This window comes from Pedobacter polaris (assembly GCF_005116505.1).
In the GTDB taxonomy this organism is placed as follows: domain Bacteria; phylum Bacteroidota; class Bacteroidia; order Sphingobacteriales; family Sphingobacteriaceae; genus Pedobacter; species Pedobacter polaris.
Map to the genome: position 1 here is coordinate 398,229 of NZ_SWBR01000003.1, position 19,668 is coordinate 417,896.

Annotated in this window: 12 protein-coding genes; 7 read left to right on the forward strand and 5 right to left on the reverse strand. The window is 34.4% G+C overall.

Annotated elements, in window-relative coordinates; all coding sequences use genetic code 11:
* Positions 1-7 precede the first annotated feature (7 nt).
* Positions 8-2,020 (reverse strand): NAD-dependent DNA ligase LigA, encoded by a 2,013-nt coding sequence (ligA, locus tag FA048_RS13765; protein ID WP_136841994.1) that lies wholly within the window; start codon positions 2,018-2,020, stop codon positions 8-10.
* Positions 2,021-2,320: 300 nt separating this feature from the next.
* Positions 2,321-2,998, reverse strand: coding sequence for an ACP phosphodiesterase (locus FA048_RS13770; RefSeq protein ID WP_136841997.1), 678 nt, complete (start codon positions 2,996-2,998; stop codon positions 2,321-2,323).
* Positions 2,999-3,178: 180 nt separating this feature from the next.
* On the opposite strand from FA048_RS13770, the gene tyrS reads away from it, so the two are divergent.
* Positions 3,179-4,465: a tyrosine--tRNA ligase gene (gene tyrS, locus FA048_RS13775; RefSeq protein ID WP_136842000.1), complete on the forward strand. Its 1,287-nt coding sequence runs from the start codon at positions 3,179-3,181 to the stop codon at positions 4,463-4,465.
* A gap of 51 nt (positions 4,466-4,516) precedes the next feature.
* On the opposite strand, the gene FA048_RS13780 is transcribed toward tyrS, so the two are convergent.
* The 3 genes from FA048_RS13780 to FA048_RS13790 are packed head-to-tail and all read right to left on the reverse strand — an operon-like array spanning position 4,517 to position 8,312.
* Positions 4,517-5,500 (reverse strand): LuxE/PaaK family acyltransferase, encoded by a 984-nt coding sequence (locus FA048_RS13780; protein WP_136842005.1) that lies wholly within the window; start codon positions 5,498-5,500, stop codon positions 4,517-4,519.
* Positions 5,501-5,527: 27 nt separating this feature from the next.
* Positions 5,528-5,878: a hypothetical protein gene (locus FA048_RS13785; protein WP_136842008.1), complete on the reverse strand. Its 351-nt coding sequence runs from the start codon at positions 5,876-5,878 to the stop codon at positions 5,528-5,530.
* 1 nt (position 5,879) lies between these two features.
* On the reverse strand, positions 5,880-8,312 hold the full coding sequence (locus FA048_RS13790; protein WP_136842012.1) for a penicillin acylase family protein: 2,433 nt from the start codon (positions 8,310-8,312) through the stop codon (positions 5,880-5,882).
* 194 nt (positions 8,313-8,506) lie between these two features.
* Here FA048_RS13790 and FA048_RS13795 point away from each other — a divergent pair, with 194 nt between their 5' ends.
* The 6 genes from FA048_RS13795 (at position 8,507) to FA048_RS13820 (ending at position 19,663) form a co-directional block, all read left to right on the forward strand.
* Positions 8,507-11,413 (forward strand): TonB-dependent receptor, encoded by a 2,907-nt coding sequence (locus FA048_RS13795; RefSeq protein WP_136842013.1) that lies wholly within the window; start codon positions 8,507-8,509, stop codon positions 11,411-11,413.
* Positions 11,414-11,607: 194 nt separating this feature from the next.
* Entirely contained in the window at positions 11,608-13,383 is a 1,776-nt protein-coding gene (locus FA048_RS13800; protein WP_225872544.1) for a glycoside hydrolase family 13 protein, read from the forward strand.
* Position 13,384: 1 nt separating this feature from the next.
* Positions 13,385-14,035: a beta-phosphoglucomutase gene (gene pgmB, locus FA048_RS13805; RefSeq protein ID WP_136842022.1), complete on the forward strand. Its 651-nt coding sequence runs from the start codon at positions 13,385-13,387 to the stop codon at positions 14,033-14,035.
* A gap of 5 nt (positions 14,036-14,040) precedes the next feature.
* Positions 14,041-16,350 (forward strand): glycoside hydrolase family 65 protein, encoded by a 2,310-nt coding sequence (locus FA048_RS13810; protein ID WP_136842026.1) that lies wholly within the window; start codon positions 14,041-14,043, stop codon positions 16,348-16,350.
* A gap of 93 nt (positions 16,351-16,443) precedes the next feature.
* Positions 16,444-18,186 carry an alpha-amylase family glycosyl hydrolase gene (locus tag FA048_RS13815; RefSeq protein WP_136842030.1) on the forward strand — a complete coding sequence of 581 codons (1,743 nt, stop codon included), beginning with the start codon at positions 16,444-16,446 and terminating at the stop codon, positions 18,184-18,186.
* Between the two features lie 64 nt (positions 18,187-18,250).
* Positions 18,251-19,663 carry an MFS transporter gene (locus FA048_RS13820; protein ID WP_136842033.1) on the forward strand — a complete coding sequence of 471 codons (1,413 nt, stop codon included), beginning with the start codon at positions 18,251-18,253 and terminating at the stop codon, positions 19,661-19,663.
* The last annotated feature ends 5 nt before the right edge of the window (positions 19,664-19,668 follow it).

Consider the following 19,668-nt stretch of genomic DNA (forward strand, 5'->3'; position numbering starts at 1 on the left):
GATGTTATTATTCGAGCATTTTTAACAATTCATCTTCGCTAATTAAGGGAACGTTTAGCTTTGTTGCCTTTTCTAATTTAGATGGCCCCATGTTGTCTCCAGCAACCAGATAGTTTAATTTAGCAGAAATTCCACTTAAAATCTTTCCGCCATTTTCTTCAATTATTGCTTTTAGCTCTTCTCTGCTATGTTTTTCGAAAACTCCCGAAATTACGAATGTTTTTTCGTTTAATTTATCACTTTGCAATAATAGTTCATTTTCTACAACTTCAAATTGCAATCCTGCTGCTTTTAAAAGCACTATTTGTTGTAAATGATCCTCTTTTGTAAAGTATTCGCGGATACTTTCTGCAATACGAATTCCAATTTCATCAATTGCTGTTAATTCTTCAATTGATGCGCTGGCTAAATTGTCAATGTTTTTTATACCTCTTGCTAATTTTTTGGCAACCGTTTCGCCAACATATCTTATTCCTAAGCCAAACAGTACTTTTTCAAATGGCATTTGTTTAGAATCTTCAATGCCCTTTAACATATTCTCAATTGATCTTTCACCAAAACGTTCAATCAGTTTCAGTTCATCAGCTTTCTCTTGTAAAATATACAAATCACTAATATGAGCAACTAGTCCCCGCTGATAAAAGGTTTCTATGGTTTCATCACCTAAACCATCAATATCCATTGCTTTTCGGCCAATAAAATGCTGTATTTTGCCAACAATTTGTGGCGGACAGCCTTCGTCATTAGGGCAATAAAATGCAACTTCACCTTCTTTTCTAATCAGTGCTGTTCCACATTCGGGACAATGAGTAAGGTAGACAATTGGTTGGGAATCTGGTTTTCTTAAATCCAGGTTAACTTTAATTATTTTGGGAATAATCTCCCCACCTTTTTCTACAAAAACGGTATCACTTTCATGTAAATCCAATCGAATAATTTCATCAGCATTGTGTAAAGTGGCACGTTTAACAGTTGTACCTGCCAATAAAACAGGTTTAAGATTAGCTACAGGAGTAACAGCTCCAGTTCTACCAACTTGATAGGTTACTTTTTCTAAAACTGTTTGTACTTCTGCGGCTTTGTATTTATAAGAGATTGCCCATCGTGGAGATTTCGCTGTAAACCCTAATTCTTGTTGTTGTGCGTAACTGTTTACTTTAATTACAATGCCATCAATATCGTAACTCAATTTAAAACGATGTTCTTCCCAATAAGCAATGAATGCCAAAACATCATCCATGTTTTTGCTCAGTTTGCTATGCTCAGAAACATTAAAGCCCCATTCTTTCACTGTTTGCAAACTTTCCCAGTGAGTTTTAAACAATTGTTTATCACTATTTAGCGCATATAAAAAACAATCTAACGGACGCTTTTTTACCTCTTTAGAATCTTGCATTTTAACTGTACCACTTGCAAAGTTCCTAGGGTTTGCATAAGGAACTTCTCCAAGCTCTTCACGTTCTTTATTTAGCCTTTCAAAAGCAGCACGGTGCATAAAAACCTCACCTCTTATTTCAAATATAGCTGGAATTTCTTTTCCTTTTAATTGATGCGGAATGGTGTGTATAGTTTTAATGTTATTGGTTACGTCATCACCCTGGGTACCATCACCACGCGTAACGGCTCTCACTAAAATTCCGTTTTCATAAGTTAAACTAATAGATAGCCCATCAAATTTAAGCTCGCAAACGTATTCAAAATCATCTCCAATGGCTTTTTTTACACGTTCATCAAAATCTCTTAGGTCTTGTTCGTTGTAAGTATTGCCCAATGATAACATTGGCCACTTATGTTTTACAGTTACAAAGTTTTTAGTAATGTCTCCACCAACTTTTTGAGTAGGCGAGTTGGGGTCGGCAAATGTTGGATGTGCTTGCTCTAATTTGGCAAGTTCCTCTAATTTCTTATCAAATTCATAGTCGGCAATAGTAGGCATTGCCAATACATAATAATTATAAGTATGTTGGTTTAACTCTGCAACTAGTGCATCCATTTGTTCTTTAACCCCAAAAATCGACATGTTACAAATATAAAAATAGTATTGAGAAGTTGGATATGAGATATGAGAAGAGGTTTATTGTTTTTTGAAAAGCAATTGTGATGCAATGATTAATGTTAGTCCTGCTAACCGCTTTACTCGCCCGATAAAGAATCGGGCTCATGCTCGCTATTATCAGGTTTAGCTTACGCAGGCTTTTGCAATTATGAGGGATTGCAATGCATTTCATTCCAAATTGGAAGAATCTCAGAGTTAATTCTTTTCTAAGAGAATTCTTCGCGATGCTTAGAATGACAAAAGAGTTTTACGTTTCTAATTAAATTAATCTTTTAGCTTAGCTTCAATCTCTTTAAAAATATCCATGTAATCTTTTTCGAGTATATGGATATAAACCTCCAACTGTTCCGTTAATAGAAAAACAGTTTCTTCTTTAAAAGGATGTACCCACAAACGCATACAAATACGTTGTAAAGCATAGCTAATGTTCTCCAGTTTTTGATAGCTCAACAAATACCTGCTTGATTTAAAACTGTTTAAGAACTTAAAGAATTGTTCGGTGTCTGTACTTCCGCATTTGGTTAAAAATGTATGAAGAGATTTATCATCAACTGCTTGTAAATGATCATAAAATTCATTGATATTTACCCTCCTATTTACCACTAAAAGATGGTCTAAAACTAACTCAACCCCAATATGTGAAAGAAATGATGGCCTAACAGGACTGTCTTTTAAAATAGGTAATAGCAATTGCTTGAGCTTTGCCATTTGTTCATTAAAAAAATCTGATGAATGAAAGATCAAGTCGACTTCCAAGTGTCTTTTCCAGCCCTTTAACAATGAATTTAGCGCTGCTTCTTTGGTAAAAAGTTCCTCCTGTTTTTGAGGATATAAGTTCCAATCTTTGTGCGCATTCTTTACCAAATCGGGCAAAACAGTTCCAATAACCATGTTGGAGTCTTGGTTTTTGCTTTCAAAGTAATAATGCGAAAGGAAGTTCATGATGTGAAGCTAAAAGATTAAAGCTAAAAGACCAAAGCTAAAAGACCAAAGCTAAATTCAATTTTGACTGTTTTGTGGATTTATAAATGCGCTAACTTGTTTAATATGGAATAGTCTTTCTGCTTTGGTCTTTAGTTCTTTCAGCTTAAACTCTTATCTTTGCCACCTTATATATAATTGATGAAAAATTTTGTAGATGAATTGCGTTGGAGAGGTATGTTGCATGATATTATGCCTAATACAGAAGAAAAACTAAATGAAGGTATGACTTCTGGTTATATTGGTTTTGACCCAACAGCAGATTCTTTACATGTTGGGCATTTAACGCAAATCATGACATTAATCCATTTTCAAAGAGCTGGACATAAGCCTTTTGCTTTAGTTGGTGGTGCTACAGGTATGGTTGGCGATCCTTCTGGGAAATCAGACGAACGTAATTTGCAAACACCAGAAATGATTGAGCATAACCTTAAGGGCATGAAAAAACAGCTTGCCAAATTCTTAAAGTTTGAAGATGCTGGAAACGGTGCAGTAATGGTTAATAATGCAGATTGGTTTAAGGACATGAACCTATTTACCTTTATTAGAGATGTTGGAAAGCACATTACAGTAAACTATATGATGGCCAAGGATAGCGTTAAAAGACGTTTGGAAGGTGATTCTGGTCTATCTTTTACCGAATTTTGCTATCAATTGATACAAGGTTACGATTTCTATTATTTATGGAAAAACAATAACTGTTTGGTACAGATGGGTGGTTCTGACCAGTGGGGAAACATCGTTACCGGAACAGAATTAATTAGAAGAAAAGACCAAGGAACCGCTTACGCGATAACAACTCAATTAATTAAAAAAGCTGATGGAACTAAGTTTGGTAAAACTGAAAGTGGTGCTGTTTGGTTAGATCCAGAAAAAACTTCTCCATATAAATACTATCAGTTTTGGTTAAACGCATCTGATGACGATGTTAAAAAATGGATTAGAATCTTTACGTTAAAAACCCAAGCAGAAATTGAAGCCTTAGAAGTAGAACATGATGCTGCACCACATTTGCGAATTTTACAAAAAGCATTGGCAGAAGATATAACTGTAAAAACCCATTCGGTTGAAGCTTTAGAAACTGCAATTAAAACATCTGAATTTTTGTTTGGTAATGGAGCCTTAGCTTTTTTAGAAACTTTAGATTCTAAAAGTGTTTTAGAGATATTTGAAGGAGTTCCTCAATTTAAAATCTCAAAAAAAGAACTTGCAGACGGAATTGATATTGCTACACTTTTGGCAGAAAAAACTACAGTATTTCCATCAAAAGGCGAGGTTAAGAAAACAATTCAAGGTGGTGGATTAAGCGTAAATAAGGCAAAGGTTGCTGAAATGTTAGCCAATTATTCAACCATAGATTTAATAAATGGTGAATTTATTATTGTACAAAAAGGAAAGAAAAATTATTTCCTTTTAATAGCAGAATAGATAGATATTAGAATTTGAAATCCCAGGCTGAAAGGTTTGGGATTTTTAGTTTTATTGAACTAGCAAATTGCAACCTCTAATATCTGCATTGTCAAATCTGCCTAAAACTTCAAAACTACCATTAGGATAAATTCTTCCTAAATCTTGCGTAGCAATAAAAGAGCAGGAATTGATATTAGCCAAGTCGATAACATTAATTCCTCCACTTTGTCTATTTTCTAACAAACTTAAAGGATCTGAAGTATCTCTAAGCAAGATTTTCATCCATGGTGGACAATTAAATATCCCTTGTCCGTAAGAATAGCCTTGAGAAAGCAATTCGGTCATTCCATATTCACTGTGAATATTTTTTACGCCAAAACCAGTATATAAAGTATCATGTAATTCTTCACGCACCATTTCTTTACGTTTACCTTTCATTCCGCCAGTTTCCATCACAATAAGTTCAGGAAAATCAATTTGATATTGCTCTACAAAATCTAATAAAGCGTAAGTAACGCCAATAAGAATGGTTTTTTGGTTCGCTTTTTTAAGTTTAATTAAGGTAGCATTAAGTTGATCTAAATCATGCAAAAAATATCCACTCTGTGGGTGTTTACTTTTTTTTAGTAAATCATCTACCATATAAATTAATGACGAGCCTTCTCGCTCTAAATAGGATGGAAGTAAGGCTAAAATGCAGCTGTCTTTCGGGTTGCCGTAAAATTGTTGGAATGCTTTGTTGAAGCTTTCTTCGTAAACTTTTACCTCACTTACAAAATGCTTACTTGTAATTTGGCCGGTTGTACCTGAACTACTAAAAATAATCTCAGGTTCATTAATGGTACTTAAAACTTTATGGCTTTTAAAAAAGCCAATAGGTAAAAATGGAATTTGCTTATAGTTATTTACTAATGATAAATCAATTTTTAAATAGTGAATATAATCTTTGTAAACTGCACAATTTTTTGCTTGATGTGTAAATATAGCTAAAGCCACTTCATTAAAAGTAGCTTCATTATTAATGGAAAAAATTTGCTCAGTTGTAATATTCACTGAACAAAAATACAAAGAAATATAATTTTAGGACTGAGTTTTTAGGCTAATCATCGCTTTTCTGAAATGATAACCACAATAGCCAGAAATACCTGCTACCAAACCACCCAATAAACCTGTTATTGCAAGCACTACTGGCCAAAATTTAACACTTAACATTTCTGCAATTCTTGTTGCCAATACATTATGGTTTGGTAAACTTTTAAATAATGCAAAGCCAACCCACAAAACAAGAATAGCTAAAAATGGTTGCCAAAAAGAGATTTTTCCTGTCTTGCCAATAAGGCCACAAGTTGCAAAACATATAATGATAATTACCCACCAAGGTAGAACCATTTGTAAAAGAAAAGATGCTATAATGATAACTAGAAATACCATATTATTTTTTTGAAATTTTATAATGAGAAATTATTTTACCTGATTTATCATCAGGAGATTGCATGAAAAACAAATCATAAAGTTTACCATTGGCCCAAGTATCTATCATATTGTCATAAAATGGACTGCCTGGATTACCTGATTGTCCACCCGGATAAACACCATGCCCTTTAACATTTTTACCTAGTTCAATAACCATTCTCCATGATGGGCCATTGGCTTCGCTAATAGCATTAACTGTGCTTTTTGCACCACCTATTAATAATTTTTTTGAACCAAACCCAGGTATCTTCGCTAAGTGTGGAACATTTGTGCCTTTAACTTTGCCCCAATCCCAGTTTTTGCCAATTGGTCCGTATTTTCTTTCTAGGCTATCACATGCAAATTTAAATGATTCATTAACCAAATCAGACAAGGTTTCTTTTTGACTGGTATTTACTTTATCAAACCATTTAGAATTTGGGTCTTTTTGAATTAGTTGGACCGTTCTATCTCTTGCTGGAAAACGCATCGGCACATCAGCTATAGTAAAATCATCAGCCCAAATATTGTTATCTAATCTTTTGGTCCATAAGTCAAAAATGCTTGCAGCAACTTCATTAGCATCAAAATACTTATTCCACTTTGTGGTAATATTGAAGGCCTCTTTTTGGGTTGCGTTTAGTTGTGCAGCGTTAATTAGGGGCAAAATATAGGGTAATAAATTTTCTGCGATAAGACTATAAGAATCGCCTTGCAGAGTGCGCATGCTATCAACATTTATTTTGGTCATAGCTGCTAACCTGTCATTAATTCTTTGACCGCGTTCATATGGAGCAAATTCCCAATTGATGTAATAAGGATAAGTAGGGTCTGTAGAAGATTGATTTGCCGAACTCACAAAGTTACGAGGAGGGTTTTTTACAGTAGGATTTTGTGATGCGGGGATCCATCCCTGCCAATCATTTCCGGGATCAGAACCATCTAAAATAAATTTTCCTTGATCCTTCCACTTTAAAGGAAATTTTCCATTTGGAGTAATGGCAATGTCGTTTTGGGCGCTTGCAAATATGAAGTTTTGAGCTGGAGCGGTAAAATACGTTAATGCTTTCCTGTAATCAGCATAATTTTTTCCTCTATTTAAATAATAGAAAGTCATTAACTCATTAGATTGATCGTGAGCAATCCACCTTAAAGCATTTCCTATCGGAACATTATTGGCTCTGCTATATTGAGTTTTTTGCAAATAAACTACAGGGCCTTGGTGTGTATAATAAACGGTATCTATTTCATCTGCTGAACCTCTAATTTTAATTTTTTCATAACGTTGGCTAGTGTTTTTCCAATTGTTGTTGTACCAATATTGTTTATGGCTATCGTCTTTAAATTTAATTTGATAAAAGTCTAAAACATCTGCAGCAACATTTGTTACACCCCAGGCAATATCTTTGTTAAACCCAATAATTATTCCTGGAGCACCAGGCAAAGAAACCCCGTATGAATTTAGACCAGGCGCATTAAGCTGAATTTGGTACCAAATAGAAGGAAGTGTTAAATCTAAGTGTGGATCATTAGCCAATATTGGAGAACCAGATTCTGTTTTAGCACCAGAAACCGCCCAATTGTTACTGCCTATGCCTTCTACCTTTTGTTTGGTGCGAACATCTCCAGTCAACATATCTGTAAAACCAGTAGGCGTTGGTGGAATAGGAAGGGGGGTGAAATCCCACTTTGTACCTACTGGAATGATAGGACTCTCTTTAAAAGGATAGTCTGGAAATAAGTCTTTAGTAATTTCTGGCCCAAATTTTTTGAGGATATTGGTCATGTAGAATTCATCAGACCCCATAGCTAAAACGGCAGACATTTGCTTAAGTAATAGAGCGCATTTAATGGGTGTCCAATCTTCGGGTTTAAAATCTAATATTTTATATTCTAAGGGTAAGTTAGATTTAGAAAGTGAATGGATGTATGCATTTATGCCTTCGGTATAAGCTAAAATCATTTCTTTAGCTTTAGGATCGGCCATCATGCCTTTCAAAGAATTCTCTGCTCCATAAACCATACCCATTCTCCGCTGATAACGGTCTACTTCAATTGCCTTTATACCAACAACTTCAGCTATTCTTCCTGCTGCAAATCTAGTTTGGAAATCCATTTGCCAAAGGCGATGCATAGCAGTTACATAACCCTGTGCATAATAAACATCATGGTCATTTTGTGCAAATACATGGGGAATCATTCTATCGTCAAAAAGGATGTCAATTTTGTCTAGTGCCCCTTTTAGAGAGATTTTTTTATTGGCACTAATCATATCACTTTCAGCGTTTTGCCAAAATCCAGTGAAGGGATTTAGTAATTTTAAGATTGGTGGGGTATCTCCAAATTTTGTGTTAAATGCATATGCCAATAGAATTGGTATAATGATACAAGTAAGGGCTTTTACTCTATTCATATAGTGTAATTGTAAGTTTATTTGGTAATTGTTTCTAAATATGCTTAGTAACAATTTCTGCAATTTAAGATAAAATTGAATTCAATCGTAATCAAATTAGATTTTGTGAACCAAATTTATTGCAGAATAGAATTTGTTAGTTTAGAAATTTGTATTAAGTTTATATTAAATAAACAAATATAAACTACTTAAGTATGAACAAAATCTTTACAAAAGTCATTTTTATGCTTTTTATGCTACTGGCAACTGGGGTTGCAGTACATGCGCAGAGCATAGTGGTTAGCGGTACAGTTACAGATAAGCTAACCAAAGAGCCCATTCCAGGTGTTAGTGTAACTATAAAAGGAAAGACTGTCGGATCATCAACAGATTTGAAAGGTCAATTTTCTTTCAGTACAACAGAAAAAACACCATTTACAGTGGTGGTTTCATACATTGGATTTACTCCTGTAGAAAGAGAAGTTAGTGGGAATACTTCAAACCTAACCTTTGAATTAGAGAGTGGCGCAATTTTAGGCCAAGAGGTTGTAATTTCTGCTTCTAGAACACCAGAGCGTATTTTAGAATCTCCAGTTTCTATTGAACGCATCGGTTCAGCTGCTTTAAAAGAATTACCTGCCTCATCATTTTATGATGCTTTAAGCAATTTAAAAGGCGTTGAGATGAGTACGCAAAGTATGACTTTTAAATCTGTAAATACGCGTGGTTTTAATGCAAATGGTAACGTTCGTTTCAATCAATATATAGATGGAATGGATAACCAAGCGCCAGGTTTAAATTTCTCGGTTGGTAATATTGTTGGTTTAACGGAGCTTGATGTAGACAATGTAGAGTTATTGCCAGGTGCTTCATCAGCATTATATGGTGCTGGCGGTATTAATGGTACTTTATTGATGACATCTAAAAATCCATATCAATATCAAGGTGCTAGTTTCCAATACAAAACAGGTATCAACCATGTTGATGATGATGCTTCAGGTCAAGGAGTACAGGAATATAGAGAATTAAATGTTCGTTTAGCAAAATCATGGAATAACAAATTTGGTTTTAAAACATCATTTGGCTTTTTACAGGCAAAAGACTGGGCTGCAACAGATAAGAGAAATTTTGATAGAGTTGGCCGTTTGCTAAAGGTAGGGGATAGAAGTAGTGACCCTAATTATGATGGTGTAAATGTTTATGGTGATGAGGTTAGTGTAAATATGATAAATACAGCTCAGTTAGTTAATGCAGGTGCAATTGCAGGTATCAACACGGCAACTGGTGGTGCTATTCCAAATATTCAGACACAATTAAATACAATTTTTGGCGCATTAGGTGTTGCTGCAGGCGCTGCCCCAACAGCTGCACAGCAAACTGCAGCACTAGGTTTTTTACCGGCTGCGTTAAGGCCAACGGTACAAGGTTATCTTCCATTTTACATTGGCTTAAGAGTACCAGGACTACTTCCGAATCAATTTGTTTCTAGAACAGGTTATGAAGAAGCTAATCTAGTTAATTATGATGCTAAATCATTAAAAACGTCAACTTCACTTCATTATAAATTTACAAATACAATTGAAGCTATAGCACAAGCAAATTGGGGTACAGGAACATCTGTTTACACTGGTACTGGACGTTATTCTTTAAAGAACTTTAAAATTGGCCAATATAAATTAGAACTAAAAGGTCAGGATTTCTTTTTAAGAGGATATACAACTCAAGAACGTTCGGGTGATGCTTATAACGTAAATGCTTTGGCTACCTTTATGAATGATACATGGAAATCAAATTCAACTTGGTTTCAGCAATACATTGGTAACTATGTTGGTGCTAAAGGAGCAGGACAGCCTGATGCCGCTGCACATACGTTTGCACGATCTCAAGCTGATGTTGGTCGTGTAGTACCAGGAACTGGAGCTTTTGAAAATTTAAAAGATGCCACATCTAAAAAATTTGTTGGTAAAGGCGGTGCGAAATTTAACGACAAAACTAACTTATATCATTACGAAGGTATGTACAACTTTTCTAATGCATTTAATAACGTAGTAGAATTTCAAGTTGGCGCATCTTACCGTGATTATTTCTTGCATTCTGATGGTACTATTTTTGACGATTCGGCTCGTGACATTACTATTAGCGAATATGGTGCTTTCGCTCAATTGGGTAAGAAATTTGGTGAAAACTTCAAAATGACAGTTGCTGGTCGTTATGACAAGAGTAAAAACTTTGAAGGTAGGGTTACTCCACGTGTAACCGCAGTATATACTGTTGCTAAAAACAACAATATTAGAGCATCATTCCAAACAGGTTACCGTAACCCCACTACACAAGATCAATATATAGATTTGGAAGTTGTTAGTAATAACCGTTTGATTGGGGGAATTCCAGAATTGTTAAATAAATATAATTTATATAACAATAAGGCATCAACTTCTGCAAGTTACAGAGCATTTTTAGCTGCTAGAGCGGCGGGTACTTCTACTACAGGAATATTACAAGATTATACATTTGATGCAGAAGGATTACGTCCTGAAAGCGTTAAATCTTTTGAATTAGGTTATAAAGGATTATTGAACAGTAAATTGTTAATAGATGCTTATGCCTATTATAATATTTATAAAGACTTTATTGGTGGAGTAGAAATATATCAGGATGCTGCTTCTGCGGCGCCAAAAACTTTTAGTGTACCAGTTAATATTGCTGGCGAAGTTAAATCTTATGGTGCTGCATTTGGTTTAGATTACCAAGTTGGTAAATTCAACTTCAATGGAAATACATCTTATAATAAATTAAGTGATACACCAGTTGGATTTGATAATAACTTCAATACGCCTGAATGGAGATTTAATGCTGGTGTAGGAAGTAGAGAAATTATTAAAAACTTCGGTTTTAATGTGCAATACAGGTGGCAAGATTCATTTTTATGGAGCTCTACTTTTGCAACAGGCGATGTCCCTTCATATTCAACATTTGATGCTCAAGTCAATTTGAAAATACCTTCAGTTAAATCTGTAGTTAAATTGGGTGGATCTAACATTTTAAATAAATATTATAGCACTTCATTTGGTAATCCAGAAGTTGGCGCCTTATATTATTTATCATTTACATTTAATCCATAGTAGTTTATAATTTATTAAAAGCTCTCCGATTTTTCGGAGAGCTTTTTTGTTAATATTATATTTATAATAATCTTTGTGTTTTAACATAATAATTAACACTTTCGTTAGTCATATCAGCCAAATATAAAATGATAAAGAAATTAATTTTTTTCACGGTAATTTTATCGACCCAATTTCAGCTGCTTAAAGCTCAAATGCCAAATCTCGAAAGGATTGAACCTATGAATTGGTGGATTGGCTTTAAGGATCAATCTCTACAATTATTAGTAAGAGGAAATCGAATTGCCGATAGAACTATTACACTTAATTATGCAGGTGTAAAACTTGTAAATGTTCAAAAAGTAGAAAACCCTAATTATCTATTCTTAAACCTTAAAATTTCTTCAACAACAAAATCGGGAACGTTCCCGATTTTGTTTACTAAAAAAGGAGAGAAGGTAATTAGCTATAATTATGAGCTAAAATCAAGAACAAACCATACAGCAGGTATAACTAATAAAGATTTCATTTATTTAATTATGCCAGACCGTTTTGCTAATGGTGATTTAAGTAATGATCAAATCAAGGGAATGAAGGATAAACATTTTAGTCGTGATTCGATGTATTACAGGCACGGAGGAGATCTTCAAGGTATCATTAACAAATTACCTTACTTGCAAGATTTGGGTGTAACTACCTTATGGCTTAATCCGGTTCTAGAGAATGACGAGTATGTAACTTCTTATCATGGTTATGCCAATACAGAAAATTATCAAATTGATCGTCGTTTTGGTAACAATGCGCTTTATAAGAAACTAGTTGATGAGTGCCATAAACGTGGAATGAAGATGATCAAAGATTTAGTGCATAACCACATAGGAGATCAGCATTTTTTGTTTTTAGATCCTCCTTCTAAAGATTGGTTTCATCAATGGCCAAAATATACTGGTACCACTTATAAAGACCAAACTTTATTTGATCCTTATGCATCATCAGCTGATAAAAGACTAATGACAGATGGTTGGTTCGATAAACACATGCCAGATGTTAATCAACAAAATTCCTTAGTTAAAAAATACATTACACAAAGTCACATTTGGTGGATTGAATATGCTGGATTGGATGGTTTTAGGTTAGATACCTATGCCTATAACGACCGTGATTTTATGGCAGAATGGGCAAAAGCTGTAAGTGCTGAATTCCCGAAATTCACCTATTTTGGTGAAACTTGGGTAAATGGAACAGCTAATCAGGTTTTCTTTACTGAAGGAAATACAGCTAATCAACATTTTGATACAAAATTACAAGGAGTTACAGATTTTCAAACCTACTTCGCAATTAATGAAACGTTAAATGGGAAATTTGGTTGGACAGATGGTGTAAATAGATTGTACTCTGTTTTAGCAAGTGATTATCAATATAAAGATCCTACAAGAAATGTTTTGTTTTTAGATAACCACGATACAGATAGGTTTTTATCAAAGGTTGGAGAAGATTTTAATAAATACAAATCAGGCATTATCTTGTTATTATCACTTCGTGGAATACCACAAATGTATTATGGAACAGAAATTTTAATGAAAAATTTCGCTAACCCAGATGGCAAGGTTCGAGATGATTTTCCAGGAGGATGGAATGGAGATAAGGTTAATAAATTTACCGCAACAGGAAGAAACGAAAAGGAAAATGAAGCCTATAATTTTGTTAAAAAATTAGCAAATTATAGAAAAAACAACGCAGTTTTGCAGACTGGAAAAATGATGCAATTTGTACCAGAAAAAGGTATTTATATCTATTTTAGGTATAACAATGATAAAACCGTAATGGTGGTAATGAATACCAATGATCAGGTAGAAGACCTAGAAACAGCTCGTTTTTTAGAAAGAATTGGTAAACATCAAACCTTGTTAAACATCATTACTGATCAAAAATTGCCAATTAATAAATTAACATTACCAGCCAAAACAACTTATATATTTGAACTACAATAATATGTCTAACATAAAAGCGTGTATTTTTGATCTTGATGGCGTTATTGTTGATACTGCAGTGTATCATTATAAAGCATGGAGAAGATTAGCCAACCAATTGGGTTTTGATTTTACAGAAGAACAAAATGAAGAATTAAAAGGCATTAGTAGAATAGAGTCTTTAAAAATTATATTAAATTGGGGTGCTGTTAGCAAATCTGATAAGGAGATGCAAGAACTGGCCACCTTAAAGAACAATTGGTATGTAGAAATGATTACCAAAATGACGCCAGAGGAAATTTTGCCTGGAGCAAAAGAATTTTTGGAGTTAGTAAGGACTAATCATTACTTAACTGCTTTGGGTTCAGCAAGTAAGAATTCGGAAACTATATTAAAACAAATTGGCTTAATGCATTTGTTTGATGCGTTGGTTGATGGAAATAAAGTAACAAAATCGAAGCCCAACCCAGAAGTATTTTTGGTGGGTGCTAAAGAATTAAACGTACAACCAGAAGAGTGTGTTGTTTTTGAAGATGCAATTGCAGGGATACAGGCTGCAAAAGCTGGAAACATGAAGGCAATTGGTATAGGTAGGGCAGCTGTTTTAAATGAGGCAGACCTAGTTGTAGCTGGATTATTTGAAATGACTATTGAGAAAATGGAGAATTTATAATTAGAATGAAGAATTATATCAAGCATAACGAGTGGCAGATTATTGAAGAAGGATTTGATCCGCACTTAAACAAAATTTCTGAAAGCATTTTTAGTTTAGGTAATGGAAGAATGGGGCAGCGTGCCAATTTTGAAGAAACTTATACTGGAGAAACTTTACAAGGTAATTATGTTGCCGGTGTTTATTACCCTGATAAAACTAGGGTAGGCTGGTGGAAAAATGGATATCCGGAATATTTTGCTAAAATTTTAAATGCAACCCATTGGATTGGCTTAACTATTACCATAAATGACGAAGTTTTAGATTTAAACACTTGTAAGGTGTTAAACTTTAGTCGGGTATTGGATATGCAACAGGGAACATTAACTCGAAAATTTATTGTTGAACTTAGTAACGGGAACGTTCTCGGAGTTGAAGCTATTCGTTTCTGTAGTATTGTTGATGATGAAGCTGGTGTAATAAAATATACCATTACTCCTCAAAATTTTGATGGAAAAATTACAGTAGAATCTAGCTTAGATGGGGATGTTAAAAATCAAGATTCTAATTACGATGAGAAGTTTTGGAATGAGATTAGCGCTAAACAAGTAGGGGATTGTGCATTATTAAACTTAGAAACAAAAAAGACTGCTTTTTGGGTAAGTTCAGCTATATATACAGCAATTTATCAAAATGAGAAAGACTTAGGATTAAAATCATCTTTCATAAGCAAAGAAAAATATGTAGCCCAACAATTTACAGTTGATGTTAAAAAAGATCAATCGACCACTATTTATAAATTCGCTGTAAATCTATCTTCAGAAAATTATAAAAAAGAAGATTTAGAAACCACTACAATCGCAACATTAAAAAGAGTAAAAGCAAAAGGTTTTAATCAGATGTTGGCCGAACAAGCAAAAGCTTGGGCAGTAAAATGGCAAAATGGAGATGTCATTATTGAAGGAGATGTAGCTGCTCAACAAGCCATCAGGTTTAATATTTTCCAATTGCATCAAACTTATACAGGTGAAGACGCCCGATTAAACATTGGTCCGAAAGGATTTACTGGCGAAAAATACGGTGGCTCTACTTATTGGGATACAGAGGCCTATTGCTTGCCTTTTTACCTGGCCACTGCACCTCAACAAGTGGCAGAGAACCTGTTGATCTACCGCTATAAACACTTAGAAAAAGCAATTGAGAATGCGGAAAAACTAGGTTTTAAAGATGGTGCAGCTTTATATCCCATGGTTACCATTAATGGAGAAGAATGCCATAATGAATGGGAAATCACTTTTGAAGAAATCCATAGAAATGGAGCTATTGCTTTTGCTATTTTTAATTACATCCGTTATACTGCTGAGCAAAAATATTTGGCCGAATATGGTCTAGAAGTATTGATAGGTATCGCTCGTTTTTGGGCACAACGCATCAACTGGAGCATTGAAAAAGAGAAATATGTAATGCTTGGTGTTACAGGGCCTAATGAGTACGAAAATAATGTAAATAACAATTGGTACACCAGCACAATTGCAACCTGGTGCTTAAAATATACAATTGAAGCAATTGGTTTGGTAAAAGCTGATGATGCAAAGAAATTAGAGCAGATTTTAACTAAAACGAAATTTGATACCGAAAAAGAAACCTCACATTGGAAAGACATTATAGAGAAAATGTTTTATCCTATAGATGAGAAGTTAGGTGTTTTCTTACAACAAGATGGATATTTAGACAAGGAGCAAATATTAGTTAAAGATTTACCAACTGTTGATAGACCATTGAATCAAAAATGGAGTTGGGACAGGATTTTGAGGTCATGCTTTATCAAGCAGGCTGATGTTTTGCAAGGAATTTATTTCTTTGAAGAAGATTATGATTTGACAACCATTCAGCGTAATTATGATTTTTATGAATCACGCACAGTGCATGAAAGTTCATTATCACCTTGTGTACATGCTATTATTGCTGCAAAATTAGGAGATTTAGATAGGGCTTATGAGTTTTATTTACGCACCTCTCGTTTAGACTTAGATGATTATAACAATGACACAGAAGATGGTTTACACATTACTTCGATGGCCGGTACTTGGCTAAGTGTTGTTGAGGGCTTTGGTGGTATGCGTGTAAAGAACAATCAATTGCACCTTCATCCGGTATTGCCAGAAAAGTGGAAGTCTTATGCTTTTAAAATTGGGTTTAGACATACAATTATTACAGTTAAAGTTACCACAGAAAAAGTGAGCTTAACAAATGAAAGTGAGCATGAACTTAACCTAAATGTTTTTGGGAAAGAGGCTCATTTAAGTGCAAATGGAACTTTAGAAATTAATTCATAAATCTATAATCAATTGAAAAACGTTATCAAAATAGCAATATCGATAGGCCTTTTTTGTGGCTTGTCTGCTTGTATAACAAAAAATAAACTAGAAATGTTAGATACAAATCAGACTACTACGGAGAAAATAGAAAATAAAAAATTGGTGATTTACCAAGTTTTTGTTCGTCATTTTGGAAATAAGAACACCACCAATAAATATTATGGTTCTATTGAAGAAAATGGAAGTGGTAAGTTTAATGATATCAATGAAAAAGCCTTAAACGAACTTAAAAAACTAGGGGTAAATTATGTGTGGTTTACTGGTGTAATTGAGCATGCTACCATGACAGATTATACCAAATATGGGATTAGAAAGGATGATCCTGATATCGTAAAAGGAATAGCTGGTTCGCCTTATGCCATAAAAGATTATTATGATGTTGATCCAGATTTAGCAGTAGATGTTAAGAATCGAATGACAGAATATGAAGCTTTAATTAAGCGCGCACATGAAGAAGGTTTAAAAGTTTTGATGGATTTCATCCCCAATCATGTGGCAAGGACTTACCACTCTGATCAAAAACCTACTAATGTTGTAGATTTAGGCGCAACTGACGATACTACTCAAAGCTTCTTGCCTACTAACGATTTCTATTATATTCCTAATCAAAAATTTATTGTTCCTGCAGCTTATAATCCAGGAGGAAACGAACTTTCTAGCCCCTTAAAAGATGGAAAATTTGAGGAAAATCCTGCTAGGGCAACGGGTAATAATGTATTTACTCATGCCCCAAAACTAGATGATTGGTTTGAAACCATTAAACTAAATTATGGATTAGATATTCAAAATAATACCAAGAGTTTTGTGCCTCATCCCCCTGTTTGGAAAAAGATGAGAGATATTTTAGCTTTCTGGGCATCAAAAGGTGTAGATGGATTTAGATGTGATATGGTAGAAATGGTACCAGTAGAATTTTGGAGTTGGGTAATTGCAGATTTAAGAAAGAAATATCCAAACCTGATTTTTATTGGAGAAGCCTATGACAGAAATGAATACAAGAATTTTTTAGTGAATGGAAAATTTGATTTTTTGTATGACAAGGTAGGTTTATACGATGGCATTAAACGCCTAATTGTAAACGATAATAATGCTACAGTAAAAGACATCAGCTTTGTTTGGCAGAAAGAAAGCAATGGCTTTTCACAACACATGTTGCGGTTCTTAGAAAATCACGATGAAACAAGGATTGCCTCTAAAGATTTTGCTCAAAATCCATGGTACGCTATACCCGGCATGGTAGTTACTGCAACATTGTCATCAGGTCCGGTAATGATTTACAACGGACAAGAGGTAGGGGAGCCTGCTCATGGAGTAGAAGGTTTTGGAGGGGATGATAGTCGCTCATCTATATTCGACTATTGGAGTTTACCGAGTCATCAAAAATGGATGAACGATGGTGCTTTTGATGGAGGAAAATTAAATGATGAAGAAAAAAAACTACGTCAGTTTTATACAAAATTATTAAACTTAGTTACTCATAATGAAGCAATTTCAAATGGTAATTTCTATGAACTTTTGCAGGCTAATCAATCGTCAGCTGGCTTTAATGCTAAAGTTTATGCTTACCTAAGGTACACTGAAAATAAGCGTATTTTAATCTTGGCGAATTTTAATAGAACCGAAAGTAAGTTAATATTGAATTTGCCTAAAGATGTATTGGACACTTTTCAAATTAATGATAAAGCCATCACTTTTACAGATTTATTAACTGAAGCTAAGTTTAAAACAGACAATATAAATAAGGGACTAAACTTAAATATGCCAGCAACAAGCGCTGTAATCCTAGAATTTTAATCCTTCGACTACGCTCAGAATGACTGTCAGTCTGAGCGTAGTCGAAGACTAACCAACTATAACCATGACTGAATTTCAACGCAAGCCAAAACTTTCGTTTTGGAGTATTTTTAACATGAGCTTCGGCTTTCTGGGTATTCAATTCGGCTTTGCATTGCAAGGTGGGTTTATGTCTCGCATTTTTCAAACCTTAGGAGCAAGTCAAGACAGTATTCCCGCTTTATGGATTGCAGCACCCTTAACTGGTTTGTTGGTACAGCCAATTATAGGTTACATGAGTGATCGTACATGGCACCCAAGATGGGGAAGGAGAAAACCATTTTTTTTAGTAGGAGCTATTTTAAGTACAATCGTTTTGTTTTTCTTACCAAATTCTCCTGTTTTATGGGTTGCTGCAGGCTGTTTGTGGGTTTTAGATGCCTCTATCAATATCACAATGGAACCATTTAGAGCTTTGGTAGCTGATAAATTACCAGATTCTCAACGTTCATACGGTTTTGTAATGCAAACCCTCATTATTGGTGTAGGTACTTGGATTGCAAGTAATTTGCCATGGTTAATTAATCAATTAGGTGTTTCAAATGAAGCATTGCCAGGAATTATTCCAATGTCTGTAAAAATTGCATTTGCCATAGGCGGAGTTGTTTTTTTAGGGTCAGTATTGTACACCATTTTTACTACTTCAGAATATCCACCAGATGATTTAAAAGAGTTTAAAAAAGAAAATGAAGCAAGCAAAGGCTTTTTAAATGGTTTTAACGAGATATTTTATAGCATCGGCAAAATGCCTAAAACCATGAAATTGTTAGGCGTAATACAGTTTTTTAGTTGGTTTGCCTTTTTTGCGATGTGGAGTTTAGCAACACCTGCATTAACTACTCACGTTTTTCATGCACCTGCTCCAGTAGAATCTGCTTTTAACATGGCAGATGAAGGTTCTAAAGCATTATTCATGGCTGCAAATAAAGCTTATAATAATGCGGCAGATTTAGTAGGTTCTTATATGGGAATGTATGGTTTATCATCAATGGCGTTTGCTTTATTGCTTACCTTTTATGCGGCAAAAAGAAGCATAAATAGAAAATACATCCACATGTTTAGTTTATTTGCTGGTGGTTTAGGTTTCATCTCTATGTATTTTATTCAAGAGCCATCGCAATTGATTTATTCTTTTATTTTAATTGGTATTTCTTGGGGTAGTATCTTGTCCATGCCCTATGCAATGTTGTCTAGTGCTATAAATCCGAAAAAAATGGGGATTTATATGGGGATTTTTAATATGTTTATTGTAATTCCGCAAATTATTGCTGCAACAGGTGGTTTAAACTATCTTTACCATGTAATTTTTGGTTCAGCGGTAATTAATGCTATGATTTTGGCAGGTACTTCATTAATTATTGGGGGACTGGCCAACTTTTTGATTACAGATAAAAAAGTAATTACACATCAAGCGGAGGATACAGAAGTATGGAGTTAACCGTG